Genomic DNA, 17301 nt, shown 5'->3' with positions numbered 1-17301 from the left:
ATAACCTCTTTACGTTAGCTAACGGTTAACCGTTCTGATTGATGACGGCATCAACGACGCTGGAGGGCGCCTCTTCGTAATTCGCAAACTCCATGGTGTAGCTTGCGCGTCCCTGGGTCTGAGAACGCAGATCGGTCGCGTAACCGAACATCTCAGCCAACGGAACCGTGGCGCGAATGACTTTGCCGGAGGTGGAGTCATCCATGCCCTGGACAAGGCCACGGCGGCGGTTAAGGTCGCCCATGACGTCACCCATGAAGTCCTCCGGGGTCACGACCTCGACCTTCATCACCGGCTCGAGCAGCACGGCCTTAGCCTTGCGAGCACCTTCCTTGATCGCCATGGATGAGGCGACCTTGAACGCGGTCTCGTTAGAGTCCACGTCATGGTAGGAGCCGTCGAACAGCGTTACCTTGACGTCGATCATCGGGTAGCCCGCGATGACACCGTTCTTGAGCTGCTCGTAGGCCCCTTTCTCGACGGCCGGCACGTACTCTTTGGGTACGACACCGCCGACGATCTCGGACGCGAACTTGAAGTGGACTTCTTCTTCGTCCTCGCCCTTGTCAGCGTCGGTCAGCGGCTCGATGCGCAGCCAAACGTGACCGTACTGACCGCGACCACCCGACTGCCGCACGAACTTGCCTTCCTGCTCGACCGACTGACGAATGGTCTCGCGGTAAGCGACCTGCGGCTTGCCGATGTTGGCCTCGACCTTGAACTCGCGACGCATGCGGTCAACGATGATGTCGAGGTGCAGCTCGCCCATCCCGGAGATGATGGTCTGGCCGGTCTCTTCGTCAGTCTGCACGCGGAAGGAGGGATCCTCCTGCGCCAGCTTGCCGAGAGCGACACCCATCTTCTCCTGGTCGGCCTTGGACTTGGGCTCCACGGCGACCGAGATGACCGGCTCCGGGAACTCCATGCGCTCGAGGATGATCTTGGCATCCAGGTCGCACAGGGTGTCACCGGTGGTCACGTCCTTGAGGCCGATACAGGCGGCGATGTCGCCGGCGTAGACCTCTTTGATCTCTTCGCGCGAGTTGGCGTGCATCTGGACGATACGGCCGACACGCTCTTTCTTCGACTTGACCGAGTTGAAGACGCTGTCACCCGACTTCAGAACGCCCGAGTAGACGCGCATGAAGGTCAGGGTACCGACGAACGGGTCGGTAGCGATCTTGAACGCCAGCGCTGCGAACGGTGCGTTGTCGTCGGCCTCACGAGTCGCGAGGGTGCCGTCCTTGTCGTCGAGCTCACCTTCGATCGCCTTGACCTCGGTCGGCGACGGCAGGTATTCGATGACGCCGTCGAGCACGGCCTGAACGCCCTTGTTCTTGAACGCGGAGCCGCAGGTCACGAGAACGATCTCGTTGGCGAGCGTGCGTGCACGCAGACCAGCCTTGATCTCTTCGATTGACAGGTCGCCCTCTTCGAGGTACTTGTCCATCAGTTCTTCGTTGGCTTCGGCGGCGGCTTCGACCATCTGCTCACGATAGGTCTCGGCGGTCTCCTGCAGATCGGCCGGAATGTCGACCAGATCGTAGTTCATGCCGAAGTTGTCTTCGTCCCACAGGATCGCCTTCATCTGCAGCAGATCGATGACGCCCTTGAACTCGTCCTCGGCACCCCAGTTGATCTGGATCGGGACGACGTTGGCGCCCAGACGCGTCTTGAGCTGATCGACGACCATGAAGAAGTCGGCGCCGGCGCGGTCCATCTTGTTGACGAACACCATGCGCGGCACTTCGTACTTGTTGGCCTGACGCCAGACGGTCTCGGTCTGCGGCTGCACGCCGGAGGAGCCGCACAGCACGACGACCGCGCCATCGAGAACACGCAGGGAACGCTCGACTTCGATGGTGAAGTCAACGTGTCCCGGGGTGTCGATGATGTTGATGCGGTGCTCGTCGAACTGCTTGTTCATCCCCTGCCAGAAACAGGTGGTCGCAGCAGAGGTGATCGTGATGCCACGCTCCTGCTCCTGCTCCATCCAGTCCATGACGGCTGCGCCCTCATGAACCTCACCCACCTTGTGGGACAGACCGGTGTAGAACAGGACACGCTCGGTAGTGGTGGTCTTGCCGGCGTCGACGTGGGCAACGATACCGATATTGCGATAACGCTTGAGTGGTGTCTTGCGTGCCACGATGGAAGTCCCCGTTGGTTAGAAGCGGTAGTGAGAGAAGGCCTTGTTGGCATCTGCCATGCGATGCACGTCTTCACGCTTCTTCACGGCAGCGCCCTTGCCTTCGGCGGCGTCGAGCATTTCGCCGGCAAGACGTTGAACCATGGTCTTCTCACCGCGGTTGCGTGCGGCGTCCACCAGCCAGCGCATGGCCAGCGCCTGACGGCGGGACGGACGCACTTCGACGGGCACCTGATAGGTGGCACCGCCGACACGACGGGATTTGACCTCGACCATGGGCTGGATCGCTTCCAGCGCCTTGTCGAAGATGTCCAGCGGCGCTTCTTTACCACGCTCGGCAACCCTGTCCAGCGCACCGTAAACGATACGCTCAGCTACGGACTTCTTGCCGCTGATCATCAGATGGTTCATGAACTTGGCCAGGCGCTCGCTTCCGAACTTGGGATCGGGAAGGATCTCGCGCTTAGCAGCAACTCTTCTTCTAGGCATGATAAGCCCTCAATTGAAGGGTCGTTCAGGTAAACCCGGCACGCTGAGGCGCTGTCGTAGCGACTCCGGCCGACCTTACTCTTATCTGACCGATAAAAATGTTGGGAGACGTCCGGGCATCAGGCCTTGGGACGCTTGGTGCCGTACTTGGAACGGCCCTGCTTACGGTTCTGGACACCGGAGGTATCAAGGGCGCCGCGAACGGTGTGGTAACGCACACCCGGCAAGTCCTTGACGCGGCCGCCACGGATCAGGACCACGGAGTGCTCCTGAAGATTGTGGCCTTCACCGCCGATATAGGAACTGACTTCGAAACCGTTGGTCAGGCGCACGCGGCACACCTTACGCAGTGCTGAGTTCGGCTTCTTGGGCGTAGTGGTGTAGACGCGGGTGCAGACCCCACGGCGTTGCGGGCAGGCCTGCAGCGCCGGCACGTCGCTAGTCTCGACGGGGCGCTTGCGCGGCTTGCGCACGAGCTGATTGATCGTTGCCATAGTGTTTTAGCTGACTCCAATGGGTTGCCTTGCCTTACGCGCGCAACGGTTGTACCGCCCCACACATAAAGGCTGCGCATTCTAATCAGTTGTCGCGAGAGCCGTCAAGGCCGCCCGCCCAGTACGGGCAGGCGGCAGGCTGACGACTTAGAGATCGTCGTCGTCGGCATCGAGCGCGGTGAGCTGGGCACCCAGCTCCTGCTCGACGTCGAACGCCGACGGTTGCAGCGTGCGCTCGGACTCTTCGCGCTTGCGACGCCGCTCTTCGTGGTGGGCGAGCCCGGTCCCGGCCGGGATCAGACGACCGACCACCACGTTTTCCTTCAGGCCGCGCAGGTAGTCGCGCTTGCCGGTCACCGCCGCTTCGGTCAGCACTCGCGTGGTCTCCTGGAAGGAGGCCGCGGAGATGAACGACTCGGTGGCCAGCGAGGCCTTGGTGATACCCAGCAGCAGGCGCTCGTACTTGGCCGGGAACTTCTCATCCTTCTCGAGGCGAGCGTTCTCTTCCAGCACCCGCACCAGTTCGACCTGGTCGCCCGGGATGAAGGAGGAGTCACCAGCATCGCTGATCTCGACCTTGCGCAGCATCTGACGCACGATCACTTCGATGTGCTTGTCGTTGATGCTCACGCCCTGCAGACGGTAGACGTCCTGGATCTCGACCGTGATGTACTTGGCCAGCTCCGCCACGCCGAGCAGACGCAGGATGTCGTGCGGGTTGCTCGGACCGTCGGAGATCACCTCGCCCTTCTCGACCGTTTCCCCTTCGAAGACGCCGATCTGACGCCATTTCGGGATCAGCATCTCGAGCGGATCGCCCTCTTTCGGGGTGATCGTCAGGCGACGCTTGCCCTTGGTCTCCTTGCCGAACGAGATCGTACCGGTGATCTCGGCCAGGATCGAAGGCTCTTTCGGCTTGCGCGCCTCGAACAGGTCGGCGACGCGCGGCAGACCCCCGGTGATGTCCTTGTTACCGGACGCCTCCAGCGGGATACGCGCGATGACTTCACCCACACCGATCTCGGCACCGTTCTCGACCGAGACGATGGCGCGGCCCGGCAGCAGATACTGCACCGGGGTGTTGGAGCCCGGCAGGGTGACGTGCTTGCCGGCGTCGTCGGCGAGCATGATCATCGGGCGCTTGTCGCGGCCGGAAGCCGGACGGTTGGCGCTCTCGATCACCTCGATCGAGGAGAGACCGGTCATCTCGTCAACGTTGCGCGTGATGGTCAGGCCTTCGGTCATGTCGGTGAACTGGGCCTTACCCTTGACCTCGGCAACGACCGGGTGGGTGTGCGGATCCCACTTGGCCACGATCCGGCCACCTTCGACGTGGTCGCCATCCTTGACCGACAGCTCGGCGCCGTAGGGCAGCTTGTAGTACTCACGCTCGCGGCCGTGGTCGTCGGCGACGGCCAGGGCGCTGGAGCGGGAGACCACCACCAGCTTGCCATCTTCGCGCTCGACCGACTTGATGTTGTGCAGACGCACGATACCGCCGTGCTTGACCTGCACGCTGTCGACCGCCGAGGCGCGTGAGGCCGCCCCACCGATGTGGAACGTACGCATGGTCAGCTGGGTACCCGGCTCACCGATCGACTGGGCGGCGATGACGCCCACCGCTTCGCCGATGTTGACCTGATGCCCGCGGGCCAGGTCACGGCCGTAGCACGAGGAGCAGACGCCATGTGCGGTTTCACAGGCGATGGCACTGCGCACCACGATCTCGTCGACACCCATGGTGTCGAGACGCTCGCACCAGGCTTCGTCGAGCAGGGTGCCGCGCGGGATCAGCACGTCGTCGGTCTGCGGGTCGATCACGTCCTGGGCGACCACACGGCCGAGCACACGCTGGGCCAGCGAGACGATGACGTCGCCGCCCTCGATCACCGGGTGCAGGGTCAGGCCGTTCTCGGTGCCGCAGTCGTGCTCGGTGATGACCAGATCCTGGGCCACATCGACCAGACGACGGGTCAGGTAACCGGAGTTGGCGGTCTTGAGTGCCGTATCCGCCAGACCCTTACGCGCGCCGTGGGTCGAGATGAAGTACTGGAGTACGTTCAGACCTTCACGGAAGTTGGCGGTGATCGGGGTCTCGATGATCGAGCCGTCCGGCTTGGCCATCAGGCCACGCATCCCCGCCAGCTGACGGATCTGGGCGGCACTACCACGGGCACCGGAGTCGGCCATGATGAAGACGCTGTTGAACGAGTCCTGCTCGACCTGGTTGCCGTCACGGTCGGTGACGGTCTCCTTCGAGATACCCGCCATCATCGCCTTGGCCACCTTGTCGTTGGCCTTGGACCAGATATCGATGACCTTGTTGTACTTCTCGCCCGCGGTCACCAGACCGGAGGAGAACTGGTCTTCGATCTCCTTGACCTCGTCCTCGGCCGCATCGACGATCGCCTTCTTGTCATCGGGGATGACGAAGTCGTTGACGCCGATCGAAGCGCCGGACCAGGTCGCCAGACGGAAACCGGTGTACATCAGCTGGTCAGCGAAGATGACCGCGTCCTTGAGGCCGGCACGACGGTAGACCTCGTTGATCAGACCGGAGATCGCCTTCTTCTTCATCGGCTTGTCGACCAGCTCGAACGGCATCCCCTTGGGCAGGATGCGGAACAGCAGCGCACGGCCGACGGTGGTCTCCTTGATCGAGACGGTCTCGGTCAGCTCGGTGATCTCGCCATCCTTCTCGTCGGACAGCCACTCGGTCAGGCGGACCTTGACCCGGGCGTGCAGCGACACGTTCTGGGTCGCGAAGGCGCGATCCAGTTCGTTGAGGTTGGCGAACGCCTTGCCTTCACCCTTGGCACCGATGCGCTCGCGGGTCATGTAATAGAGACCCAGCACCACGTCCTGGGACGGCACGATGATCGGCTCGCCGTTGGCCGGCGACAGCACGTTGTTGGTCGACATCATCAGCGCGCGCGCTTCGAGCTGGGACTCCAGCGTCAGCGGCACGTGGACGGCCATCTGGTCACCGTCGAAGTCGGCGTTGTAGGCGGCACACACCAGCGGGTGCAGCTGGATCGCCTTGCCTTCGATCAGCAGCGGCTCGAACGCCTGGATACCCAGACGGTGCAGCGTCGGCGCACGGTTGAGCAGTACCGGGTGCTCGCGGATGACGTCGGCGAGGATGTCCCACACTTCCGGCAGCTCGCGCTCGACCATCTTCTTGGCGGCCTTGATGGTCGAAGCCTGACCACTCCCCTGCAGCTTGGAGTAGATGAACGGCTTGAACAGCTCCAGCGCCATTTTCTTCGGCAGACCACACTGGTGCAGGCGCAGGGTCGGGCCCACGGTGATGACCGAACGACCGGAGTAGTCGACGCGCTTACCCAGCAGGTTCTGACGGAAACGCCCCTGCTTACCCTTGATCATGTCGGCCAGGGATTTCAGCGGGCGCTTGTTGGAACCGGTGATGGCACGACCGCGACGACCGTTGTCGAGCAGCGCATCGACCGACTCCTGCAGCATGCGCTTCTCGTTGCGCACGATGATGTCGGGCGCATTGAGGTCGAGCAGCCGCTTGAGGCGGTTGTTGCGGTTGATCACACGACGATAGAGGTCGTTGAGATCGGAGGTCGCGAAGCGGCCACCGTCCAGCGGCACCAGCGGACGCAGGTCCGGCGGCAGCACCGGCAGCACTTCCATGACCATCCACGCCGGCGCATTGCCGGACTTGTAGAAGGCTTCCAGCAGCTTGAGGCGCTTGGACAGCTTCTTGATCTTGGTGTCGGAGTTGGTCTGCGGAATCTCTTCACGCAGGCGCTCGACTTCCTCTTCCAGATCGATGTCCTTGAGCAGCGCCTGGATCGCCTCGGCGCCCATGCGCGCATCGAAGTCGTCACCGAACTCTTCCAGCGCTTCGAAGTACTGCTCGTCGTTGAGCAGCTGACCGCGCTCGAGGGTGGTCATACCCGGGTCGATCACCACGAACGACTCGAAGTAGAGCACACGCTCGATGTCACGCAGGGTCATGTCGAGGAACATGCCGATGCGCGACGGCAGCGACTTCAGAAACCAGATGTGAGCGACCGGCGAGGCCAGCTCGATGTGGCCCATGCGCTCGCGGCGTACCGCGGCCTTGGTCACTTCGACGCCACACTTCTCGCAGATGATGCCGCGATGCTTCATGCGCTTGTACTTGCCGCACAAGCACTCGTAATCCTTGACCGGCCCGAAGATCTTGGCGCAGAACAGACCGTCACGCTCAGGCTTGAACGTACGGTAGTTGATGGTCTCCGGCTTCTTGACCTCGCCGTAAGACCAGGAGCGAATCATCTCCGGCGACGCGAGCGTGATCTTGATCGCGTCGAACTCGTCAGATTGCGCCTGTGACTTTAGGACTTTCACCAAATCTTTCATGGGATCGCTCCGTTGCGGAGTTGTCATGAGCGGGGCCGCGACTCTCTCGCCGGCCCCGCAACCCGTCGCTATCGATCGACTGTGCCGGTCTTAACTTTCCAATTCGATGTCGATACCCAGCGAGCGGATCTCCTTCACCAGCACGTTGAAGGATTCCGGCATACCGGCCTGCATGGTGTGGTCGCCATCCACGATGCTCTTGTACATCTTGGTACGACCCTCGACGTCATCCGACTTGACGGTGAGCATCTCCTGCAGGGTGTAGGCGGCACCGTAGGCCTCGAGTGCCCACACCTCCATCTCACCGAAACGCTGACCGCCGAACTGCGCCTTGCCGCCCAGCGGCTGCTGGGTAACCAGCGAGTAGGAGCCGGTGGAACGCGCGTGCATCTTGTCGTCGACCAGGTGGTTGAGCTTGAGCATGTACATGTAGCCCACGGTCACCGGACGGTCGAAGGATTCGCCGGTACGCCCGTCGTAGAGCGTCATCTGGCCGGAATCCGGCAGATCGGCGAGACGCAGCAGATGCTTGATCTCGTGCTCCTTGGCACCGTCGAACACCGGGGTGGCGATGGGTACGCCGCCGCGCAGGTTCTTGGCCAGGGTGATGATCTCTTCGTCGTTCAACGAGTCGATATCTTCCTGCCGCGTCTCCTGGGTGTTGTAGACCTGCTTGAGGAACTCACGGATCTCACCCACCTGCTGCTCGCGAGCGTCGCGCAGCATACGCTCGATCTTGACCCCGAGACCACGGGCAGCCATGCCCAGGTGAGTCTCGAGGATCTGACCCACGTTCATACGTGACGGTACGCCCAGCGGGTTGAGCACCACGTCGACCGGCTCGCCGTTGTCGTCGAACGGCATGTCCTCGATCGGCATGATCGCGGAGATAACACCCTTGTTACCGTGACGACCGGCCATCTTGTCGCCCGGCTGGATGCGACGCTTGACCGCCAGGTAGACCTTGACGATCTTGAGCACGCCCGGCGCCAGGTCGTCGCCCTGGGTGAGCTTGCGCTTCTTGTCTTCGAAGCGCTCGTCCATCTCCTTGCGACGGTTCTCGAGCTGTTCGTCGGCCTGGGCGAGCAGCTCGTTGAGCGCTTCGTCCTGCAGACGCAGCTTGAACCACTGCTGTCGCGGCAGCTCCTCGAGGTACGCCTCGCTGAGGACGTCGCCTTTCTTCAGCTTGGGTCCGCCGTTGACCGCCTGACCGCCGAGGGTCCGCTTGAGACGCTCGAAGGTGGCGTCCTCGGCGATCCGGTAGGTCTCCTGCAGGTCACGCCGCACTTCGTCGAGCTGCATCTGCTCGATGGAGAGGGCGCGCGAGTCCTTTTCGACGCCATCGCGGGTGAACACCTGAACGTCGATGACGGTACCGCGCATGCCGGTCGGCGCGCGCAGCGAGGTGTCCTTCACGTCGGACGCCTTCTCACCGAAGATCGCACGCAGCAGCTTCTCTTCCGGCGTCAGCTGGGTCTCGCCCTTGGGCGTCACCTTGCCGACCAGGATGTCGCCGGCACCGACTTCGGCACCGATGTAGACCACGCCCGCTTCGTCCAGCTTGGCCAGCGCCGACTCGCCGACGTTGGGGATGTCCGAGGTGATCTCCTCGGCGCCCAGCTTGGTGTCGCGGGAGACGCAGGTCAGTTCCTGGATGTGGATGGTGGTGAAACGATCGTCCTCGACCACGCGCTCGGAGACGAGGATGGAATCCTCGAAGTTGTAGCCGTTCCACGGCATGAAGGCGAGACGCATGTTCTGCCCCAGGGCCAGGTCACCCATGTCGACGGACGGACCGTCGGCGAGGATGTCGCCGCGTGCGACGATGTCGCCCGGGCGCACGATCGGGCGCTGGTTCTGGCAGGTGTTCTGGTTCGACCGCACGTATTTGGTCAGGTTGTAGATGTCGACCCCGGCTTCACCGCCGATGATCTCGTCTTCGTTGATCCGGACCACGATGCGCTTGGCATCCACCGAGTCGATCACGCCGCCGCGACGGGCCACGGCGCAGACGCCGGAGTCACGTGCCACGAAGCGCTCCATGCCGGTACCGACGAGCGGCTTGTCGGCGCGCAGGGTCGGCACGGCCTGACGCTGCATGTTCGCCCCCATCAGGGCGCGGTTGGCGTCATCGTGCTCGAGGAACGGGATCAGCGCCGCCGCCACGGAGACGACCTGACGCGGCGACACATCCATCAGGGTCACCTTGTCCGGCGCCATGAAGGTGGTCTCGCCCTTGTGACGGACCTGCACCAGGTCGTCGACCAGCTTGCCCGACTCATCCACGGTCGCCGAGGCCTGGGCGATGATGAAGTCACCCTCCTCGATCGCCGACAGGTGCACCACCTCGTCGGTGACCTGGCTGCCCACGACCTTGCGGTACGGCGTCTCGAGGAAGCCGTAGCTGTTGGTCTTGGAGTAGGTCGCCAGCGAGTTGATCAGGCCGATGTTCGGACCTTCCGGCGTCTCGATCGGGCACAGACGGCCGTAGTGGGTGGCGTGAACGTCACGCACCTCGAAGCCGGCACGCTCACGGGTCAGACCGCCCGGGCCGAGTGCGGAGACACGGCGCTTGTGGGTGACCTCGGAGAGCGGGTTGTTCTGGTCCATGAACTGGGACAGCTGCGAGGAGCCGAAGAACTCCTTGACCGCGGCCGCCACCGGCTTGGCATTGATCAGATCCTGCGGCATCAGGCCTTCGCTCTCCGCCATGGAGAGACGCTCCTTGACCGCACGCTCGACGCGCACCAGGCCGACGCGGAACTGGTTTTCCGCCATCTCGCCGACGCAGCGGATGCGGCGGTTGCCCAGGTGGTCGATATCGTCGACTTCGCCGAAGCCGTTACGAATATTGATCAGCTCTTTGAGGACATCGAGGATGTCCTGGTTGTCGAGCACGCCGGAGCCGGTGTCGGCCTCGCGACGCAGACGACGGTTGAACTTCATCCGACCGACGCCCGACAGGTCGTAGCGGTCTTCGGTGAAGAACAGGTTGTGGAACAGCGTCTCCGCCGCTTCCTTGGTCGGCGGCTCGCCCGGACGCATCATGCGGTAGATCTCGACCAGCGACTCGAGTGCCGAGCGCGTGGTGTCGATCTTCAGCGTGTCGGAGATGAACGAACCGGCGTCCAGATCGTTGGTGTAGAGCGTCTCGAGCCGCGTCACGCCGCCCTGGCCCAGCTTCTCGACCAGTTCGGGGGTCAGCTCGGAGTTGCACTCGCAGATCAGCTCGCCGGTCTTGGCGTCGACCTGATCCTTGGCCAGCGTCTTGCCGAACAGGTAGTCCATCGGCACCTGCAGGCGCTCGAGCCCGGCACTCTCCATCTGACGGATGTGCTTCTGGGTGATGCGGCGACCTTCCTCGACGATGACGTTGCCGTCGTTGTCCTTGATGTCGAAGGTCGCGGTGTCACCGCGCAGGCGCGACGGCACCAGTTCCACGTAGATGCCGTCCGGCTCGATGTGGAAGGTGCTGGTGTCGAAGAAGGTCTCGAGGATCTCCTCGGCGCTCATGCCCAGCGCGCGCAGCAGCACGGTCGCCGGCAGCTTGCGGCGACGGTCGATACGCACGAAGACGTTGTCCTTCGGGTCGAACTCGAAATCCAGCCAGGAGCCGCGGTAAGGAATGATCCGCGCGGAGTAAAGCAGCTTCCCGGAGGAGTGGCTCTTGCCCTTGTCGTGATCGAAGAACACGCCCGGCGAGCGGTGGAGCTGGGAGACGATGACACGCTCGGTACCGTTGACGACGAAGGTCCCGTTCTCGGTCATCAGGGGGATCTCCCCCATGTAGACTTCCTGCTCCTTGATGTCCTTGATGGCCTTGTTCGAGGACTCTTTGTCGTAGATGATCAGGCGAACCTTGACCCGCAGCGGTGCCGAATAGGTCACGCCGCGCAGCTGGCACTCCTTGACGTCGAACGCCGGGGTGCCGAAGCGGTAGCTTACGTACTCGAGCGCCGCGTTGCCCGAGAAGCTCTCGATCGGAAAGACGGACTGGAAGGCCGCGTGGAGACCGGTTTCGAGACGCTCTTCCGGCGCCCGGTCCTGCTGGAGGAAGTCGTAATAGGAATCAAGCTGGATGGCCAGCAGGTAGGGCACATCCATTACTTGAGGCAGTTTGCCGAAATCCTTGCGGATGCGTTTTTTCTCAGTGTATGAGTAAGCCATCTGTATTCCCCAGCTTGTTCACCATGGGTGACCGGTGCGTGGTCGGCGCTCCCCAACGGGGGTGACCCCGTTAGGCGCTGACGGCAAGCTGCCCGGAGGGAGCTCGCCGTCGGAATTCGTCTAGTGGCTTTAACCCTGATTCGGGGGGATCCCAAGCCAGGTGGTCTAACGCCAGGCTAGCAACAACAGAAAAAGGCCGGCAGCGGGGAGGCCCGCCACCAGCCGTGGCGCTTACGCAGCGCGTGGAGCCGTGAACACAGAGTTACTTGAGCTCCACGGAGGCGCCAGCTTCTTCCAGCTTCTTCTTGGCTTCTTCGGCGTCGTCCTTGGACAGGCCTTCTTTCAGGGTAGCCGGAGCACCGTCGACGGCGCCTTTGGCTTCCTTCAGACCCAGACCGGTGATCTCGCGGACGACCTTGATGACGTTGACTTTCTTGTCACCGGCAGCGGTCAGAACGACGGAGAACTCGGTCTGCTCTTCTTCAGCAGCGGCATCGCCGCCACCCGGGCCAGCCACGACGGCTGCAGCGGCAGACACGCCGAACTTCTCTTCCATTGCAGAGACCAGTTCCGCAACTTCCATCACGGACATTTCAGCAACGGCGTTGATGATGTCTTCTTGAGTCAGTGCCATGTTACCTATTCCTAACTTTGCGGAGCGGCGGCCATCCGGCCTGCCCACTCGATGAGATTCAGTTCAACCTAGCGCAGGCGAATCGGGAGAAGTGTCGGCTCAGGCCGCCTCTTCTTCCTTCTTGTCGCGCAGGGCTGCGAGGGTACGAACCAGCTTGCCGGCAGAAGCTTCCTTCATGACGGACATCAGCTTGGCCAGTGCTTCCTCGTAAGTCGGCAGCGTTGCCAGACGGTCGATATCGGCCGCCGGGATCATCTCGCCTTCGTAGGCCAGCGCTTTGACTTCGAACTCCTTCTGCGTCTTGCCGAACTCCTTGAACAGCCGCGCGGCAGCGCCGGGGTGTTCGTAGGAGAAGGCCAGAAGCGTCGGACCTGCGAAAGTCTCGTTCAGGCACTCCCAGGAAGTGCCTGCCAAAGCGCGGCGTGCCAGGGTGTTGCGAACAACACGGATCTGGACGCCATTCTCGCGTGCCTGTTTGCGCAGATCGGTCATTGCGCTAACGGTCACACCGCGAGAGTCGGCAACTACGACGGAAAGAGCGTCCTTAGCGGCTTCACTGACCTCGGCAACAATCGCTTTCTTGCCTTCGAGTGCTAGTGGCACAGTGGTTACTCCTTCGTGCCGGGGCGACGATGTCGCGACCCGGTGGTTACCATCTCTTCCGCTTCGACTGCGGCGGAAGTCTTGGATGATGGCTGCACACCTGATTCGGCGAGCCACACCATCTGCGCAGGTTTCCTCCGGCGATGCCGGGTGCGGACATTAAGTCGGCCGTTGGCCGACACCTGCGGTCTTTGACGGTGCCCCGCCCCTTTCCGCCTCTCGCGAGACGGCGCACGGGGACCGCAAAGTTACTGCTCGGTGATCGATCACACGTAAGCGCTGTGATCGACCGTCAGACCCGGCCCCATGGTGCTGGAGAGGGTCAGCTTCTTGAAGTAGATACCCTTGGAGGTGCTCGGCTTCAGACGCTTGAGGTCGTTGACCAGCGCTTCCAGGTTGCCCTTGAGCGCGTCGGCGGAGAAGTCGACCTTACCGATGGAGGCATGGATGATGCCGTTCTTGTCGGTACGGAAACGCACCTGACCCGCCTTGGCGTTCTTGACCGCGGTGGCGACGTCCGGCGTCACGGTGCCGACCTTGGGGTTCGGCATCAGGCCGCGCGGGCCGAGGATCTGACCCAGCTGGCCGACCACACGCATGGCGTCCGGAGCCGCGATGACGACGTCGAAGTTCAGGTTGCCCTTCTTCACGTCATCGGCCAGGTCGTCCATGCCAACGATGTCGGCACCGGCTTCCTTGGCGGCGTCGGCGGCGTTGCCCTGGGCGAACACGGCGACACGCACGTCACGACCGGTACCGTTGGGCAGCACGGTGGCGCCACGCACGACCTGGTCGGATTTACGCGGATCGACGCCCAGATTGATGGCGACTTCCACCGCTTCCTTGAACTTGACGGTCGACAGATCGGACAGCAGGGAGACGGCTTCCTCGAGGGAGTAGACCTTGCCCGGCTCGACCTTCTCGCGAATCATCTGTGCGCGCTTGGAAAGCTTTGCCATGATCAGAGGCCCTCCACGTTGAGGCCCATGCTACGGGCGCTGCCAGCAATGGTACGAACGGCGGCATCGAGATCGGCAGCCGTCAGATCCGGCTCCTTGGTCTTGGCGATCTCTTCGAGCTGCTCGCGGGTCACGGTGCCGACCTTGGTCTTGTTCGGCACGCCAGAACCGGATTTGATGCCTGCGGCTTTCTTCAGCAGCACGGCAGCCGGCGGCGTCTTGGTGACGAAGGTGAAGCTACGGTCGGAGTAGACCGTGATCACGACCGGCGTCGGCAAGCCCGGCTCGACATCCTGGGTCGCAGCGTTGAACGCCTTGCAGAACTCCATGATGTTGACACCGTGCTGACCCAGTGCGGGACCGACGGGCGGACTCGGGTTGGCCTTGCCAGCTGCAACCTGCAGCTTGATATAGGCCTGGACTTTCTTAGCCATGTGGAACTCCTGTTGGGTATTAGCGCCTTGCGGCTCCCCGGTTTGGCCGGCGCATCACCGGCAACGACAACGCGACGCTGGAAGAGCGCCGCGATGAAAAAACGTGTCGACCCCGCCTTCGACTCAGTCCTTGACCACCTGAACGAACTCGAGCTCGACCGGGGTGGAGCGACCAAAGATCAGCACGCTGACCTGCAGTCGACTCTTTTCGTAATTGACTTCTTCGACCACGCCGTTGAAGTCGGCGAACGGACCATCGACCACCCGCACGGTCTCGCCCGGCTCGAACAGCGTCTTGGGGCGCGGCTTGTCGGTGCCGTCCTGCACCCGGCGCAGGATCGCCTCGGCTTCCTTCGGGGTGATCGGTGCCGGCTTCTCCGGCGTACCACCGATGAAGCCCATGACGCGCGGCGTCTCGTTGACCAGGTGCCAGGTCTGCTCGTTCATCTCCATCTCGACCAGCACATAGCCGGGATAGAACTTGCGCTCGCTCTTGCGGCGCTTGCCGTCGCGCATCTCGACGACCTCTTCGGTCGGCACCAGGATCTCGCCGAACTGATCCTCGACCTCATACAGCTTCACGCGCTCGATCAGCGAGCGCATGACCTGCTTTTCGAACCCGGAATAAGCGTGAACGACGTACCAACGCTTGGACATGAAAACTCCTAGCCAATGATTCCGGACATCGCCCAGCCGAGGACGGTATCGATGAGCCACAGCAGCAGACCGACGACGAGCACTGCGGCGAGGACGATCAGGGTCGTCTGCACGGTTTCCTGACGGGTCGGCCAGACAACGCGCTGAATCTCGCGCTTGGAGCCCTTGGCCAGATCCATCAGCGCCTGCCCCTTGGCGGTGGTGAGTCCCACGGCAGCGGCGGCAACGCACACGACGACGACGCCCAGGACACGATAGAGCAGCGCCTGATCGGCGAACCAGGCATTACCACCCACCGCGACGGCAAGCAGCAGCACGACAACGGCCCACTTGAGCGTGTCGTAGCGGGAGACTTGCACCTCGGCGTTGTGCTTCATGAAAACTCCTCAACTCAAGGCGCGATAACCGAACATGACAAGGTATCAAATATGAGCCAGCCTGGGGAAGACTGGCAGGCCAGGAGGGAATCGAACCCCCAACCTGCGGTTTTGGAGACCGCTGCTCTGCCAATTGAGCTACTGGCCTGTATCAAAATATCCGAGAAGCACCCGGAAATTTGGAGGGCGCTATGATAGCGAAGAGAGGAGGGCAAAAGCAACCCTTGGAGTGTTTTCTCTCGCCACCAAAAAAGCGAGCCTTCAGCTCGCCTTTCACAGCGTTCGACATCGAGCAATGGAGCTCATGGACGGATTTGAACCGTCGACCTCACCCTTACCAAGGGTGTGCTCTACCCCTGAGCTACATGAGCACTACACCACCACAACCTCGAACTGGAGCGGGTAGCGGGAATCGAACCCGCACCATCAGCTTGGAAGGCTGAGGTTCTACCATTGAACTATACCCGCCTACCCGCTCTGAATCCGGCTTGCCGAAACAGACCGGTTTTTCCTGCCACTTCTTGCTGCCAACAACGCAGCGGCACTGCAAAATCTGGTGGAGGGGGAAGGATTCGAACCTTCGAAGCTTTCGCGGCAGATTTACAGTCTGCTCCCTTTGGCCACTCGGGAACCCCTCCTAGCTGGCGACACATTCTAACCTGTCGCTCATCGATGTCAAGCCTCTGTTTTTATTCGACTAACAGAGTCGAGACTCGATCACCTTGTCCCCAAGGCGGGGCGCATTGTGTCAAAGCGATGAGGTGATTGCAAGCACGGGGCGCATTTTTTGTCAGCGCCCCGGGCGGATGCTGATTTCGCCCCCCATCAGGGTGAGATCGCCCTCCCCTGTGGTCACCACCAGGTTGCCGCTGGCATCCACCGCTTTGGCCGTGGCGGGATAGGTTTCCCGCGCCTGGATCACATTGACGCGCTGACCGGCAAAGGCATGACGCTGATTCCAGCCCGCCTGCCACGCCACGAAACCGCGCCGCTCGAACTGTGGCAAGAGCATCAGCAACGCATCGATGATGCCGGCGGCAAGACGGTTTCGCGAAGGTGCCGGCAGCCTGTCGGCCAGGGCGCCGGCAGGCTGACCGGCGGCCTCGCGCCCGGCAGCGCTCAGCGAGACATTGAGGCCGATACCGATCACCACCTCGCACGGCCCCTCCACATCGCCGGTCACCTCGAGCAGGATACCGGCGAGCTTGCGCCACTCCCCCTCGACCGCGATCAGGATGTCGTTGGGCCACTTCAGGGCGATTTCCGCCCCCGCCGCTTCGAGCACCTCAGCCACCGCCACGCCGACCGCCAGGCTGAGGCCCTCGAGCGCCCCCACGCCGGCATCGAAGCGCCAGCCCAGGGACAGGATCAGGCTACGCCCCCAACTGGTGCTCCATGCCTTGCCACGACGCCCCCGCCCTGCCGTCTGACTCTCGGCGAGACACACCTCGCCATGGCCCGCTCCCTGCCGGAAGCGCTCGCGCAGGTAGGTATTGGTGGAGTCGAGCACATCCTCGACGAACAGTCGCTTGAGATGACGGCGCGGCTCGGCGCTCAGCTGCGCGACGATCGACTTGCCGTCCAGCGACTCGATGGCATCGACCAGACGATAGCCGCGCCCCTTGACCGCCTCCAGGGGCAGATCCATCGCCTCCAGCTTCTTCAGCTGCTTCCAGACCGCGGTGCGCGAGACACCCAAGCGCTCGCCCAGCTGCTGCCCCGAGTGGAAATCACCATCCCCCAGCAGGCGTATCAGTTCACCGATGCTCATACCGATCGTCCAGCGCAAAAGAGAGCATTCTAACGAAATCGCTCGCCCACCGTTAACGTACCGCGCTACCGCCCTCCCCTGCCCTATCGACCACCCACCCACAAAAAGCCCCGGCGCGGGGGCGGGCCGGGGAAGTGGAGGTGTGGTATCCGGCGCTCGCGGGTCTCAGGGAGACGTCAGGGGCGAGCGCTGG

At 62.6% G+C, this 17301-nt stretch carries 12 protein-coding genes and 4 tRNA genes; all 16 read right to left on the bottom strand.

The window, feature by feature from the left end:
• Nucleotides 1-25 precede the first annotated feature (25 nt).
• The 16 genes from fusA to DOM66_RS18760 all read right to left on the bottom strand — a co-directional run bounded on the left by fusA (nucleotide 26) and on the right by DOM66_RS18760 (nucleotide 17108).
• The gene (gene fusA, locus DOM66_RS18835) at nucleotides 26-2149 is read right to left on the bottom strand and encodes an elongation factor G (protein ID WP_110678681.1); all 2124 of its coding nucleotides are present in this window, start codon (nucleotides 2147-2149) and stop codon (nucleotides 26-28) included.
• 18 nt (nucleotides 2150-2167) lie between these two features.
• Entirely contained in the window at nucleotides 2168-2638 is a 471-nt protein-coding gene (rpsG, locus tag DOM66_RS18830) for a 30S ribosomal protein S7 (protein ID WP_035470359.1), read from the bottom strand.
• Between the two features lie 119 nt (nucleotides 2639-2757).
• Nucleotides 2758-3132 (bottom strand): 30S ribosomal protein S12, encoded by a 375-nt coding sequence (gene rpsL / locus DOM66_RS18825; RefSeq protein ID WP_035470357.1) that lies wholly within the window; start codon nucleotides 3130-3132, stop codon nucleotides 2758-2760.
• Between the two features lie 147 nt (nucleotides 3133-3279).
• The gene (rpoC, locus tag DOM66_RS18820; RefSeq protein WP_110691195.1) at nucleotides 3280-7506 is read right to left on the bottom strand and encodes a DNA-directed RNA polymerase subunit beta'; all 4227 of its coding nucleotides are present in this window, start codon (nucleotides 7504-7506) and stop codon (nucleotides 3280-3282) included.
• Between the two features lie 90 nt (nucleotides 7507-7596).
• Nucleotides 7597-11673, bottom strand: a complete 4077-nt coding sequence (gene rpoB / locus DOM66_RS18815) for a DNA-directed RNA polymerase subunit beta (RefSeq protein WP_110691194.1) — start codon at nucleotides 11671-11673, stop codon at nucleotides 7597-7599.
• Nucleotides 11674-11935: 262 nt separating this feature from the next.
• A complete protein-coding gene (rplL, locus tag DOM66_RS18810; RefSeq protein WP_110678687.1) occupies nucleotides 11936-12307 on the bottom strand; it encodes a 50S ribosomal protein L7/L12 in 372 nt (123 codons plus the stop codon).
• 99 nt (nucleotides 12308-12406) lie between these two features.
• Complete coding sequence (rplJ, locus tag DOM66_RS18805) at nucleotides 12407-12910, bottom strand: 50S ribosomal protein L10 (protein ID WP_106418806.1); 504 nt, start codon at nucleotides 12908-12910, stop codon at nucleotides 12407-12409.
• A 266-nt stretch (nucleotides 12911-13176) separates the two neighbouring features.
• Complete coding sequence (gene rplA, locus DOM66_RS18800) at nucleotides 13177-13869, bottom strand: 50S ribosomal protein L1 (RefSeq protein WP_106418807.1); 693 nt, start codon at nucleotides 13867-13869, stop codon at nucleotides 13177-13179.
• Between the two features lie 2 nt (nucleotides 13870-13871).
• Nucleotides 13872-14303, bottom strand: a complete 432-nt coding sequence (gene rplK / locus DOM66_RS18795; RefSeq protein WP_035470345.1) for a 50S ribosomal protein L11 — start codon at nucleotides 14301-14303, stop codon at nucleotides 13872-13874.
• Between the two features lie 123 nt (nucleotides 14304-14426).
• Nucleotides 14427-14960 (bottom strand): transcription termination/antitermination protein NusG, encoded by a 534-nt coding sequence (gene nusG / locus DOM66_RS18790; protein WP_035470343.1) that lies wholly within the window; start codon nucleotides 14958-14960, stop codon nucleotides 14427-14429.
• Between the two features lie 8 nt (nucleotides 14961-14968).
• Nucleotides 14969-15337 (bottom strand): preprotein translocase subunit SecE, encoded by a 369-nt coding sequence (gene secE, locus DOM66_RS18785; protein ID WP_110678691.1) that lies wholly within the window; start codon nucleotides 15335-15337, stop codon nucleotides 14969-14971.
• Nucleotides 15338-15409: 72 nt separating this feature from the next.
• Nucleotides 15410-15485, bottom strand: a tRNA-Trp gene (locus tag DOM66_RS18780).
• A gap of 148 nt (nucleotides 15486-15633) precedes the next feature.
• Nucleotides 15634-15708, bottom strand: a tRNA-Thr gene (locus DOM66_RS18775).
• Nucleotides 15709-15731: 23 nt separating this feature from the next.
• Nucleotides 15732-15805: transfer RNA gene (locus DOM66_RS18770), tRNA-Gly, on the bottom strand.
• Nucleotides 15806-15891: 86 nt separating this feature from the next.
• A tRNA-Tyr gene (locus DOM66_RS18765) sits at nucleotides 15892-15975 on the bottom strand.
• Nucleotides 15976-16127: 152 nt separating this feature from the next.
• Nucleotides 16128-17108, bottom strand: coding sequence for a biotin--[acetyl-CoA-carboxylase] ligase (locus DOM66_RS18760; RefSeq protein WP_110691193.1), 981 nt, complete (start codon nucleotides 17106-17108; stop codon nucleotides 16128-16130).
• Nucleotides 17109-17301: the final 193 nt, after the last annotated feature.

The organism is Salinicola endophyticus (assembly GCF_003206575.1).
Lineage (GTDB): Bacteria > Pseudomonadota > Gammaproteobacteria > Pseudomonadales > Halomonadaceae > Salinicola > Salinicola endophyticus.
This window is presented reverse-complemented; position numbering and strand designations above follow the sequence as displayed.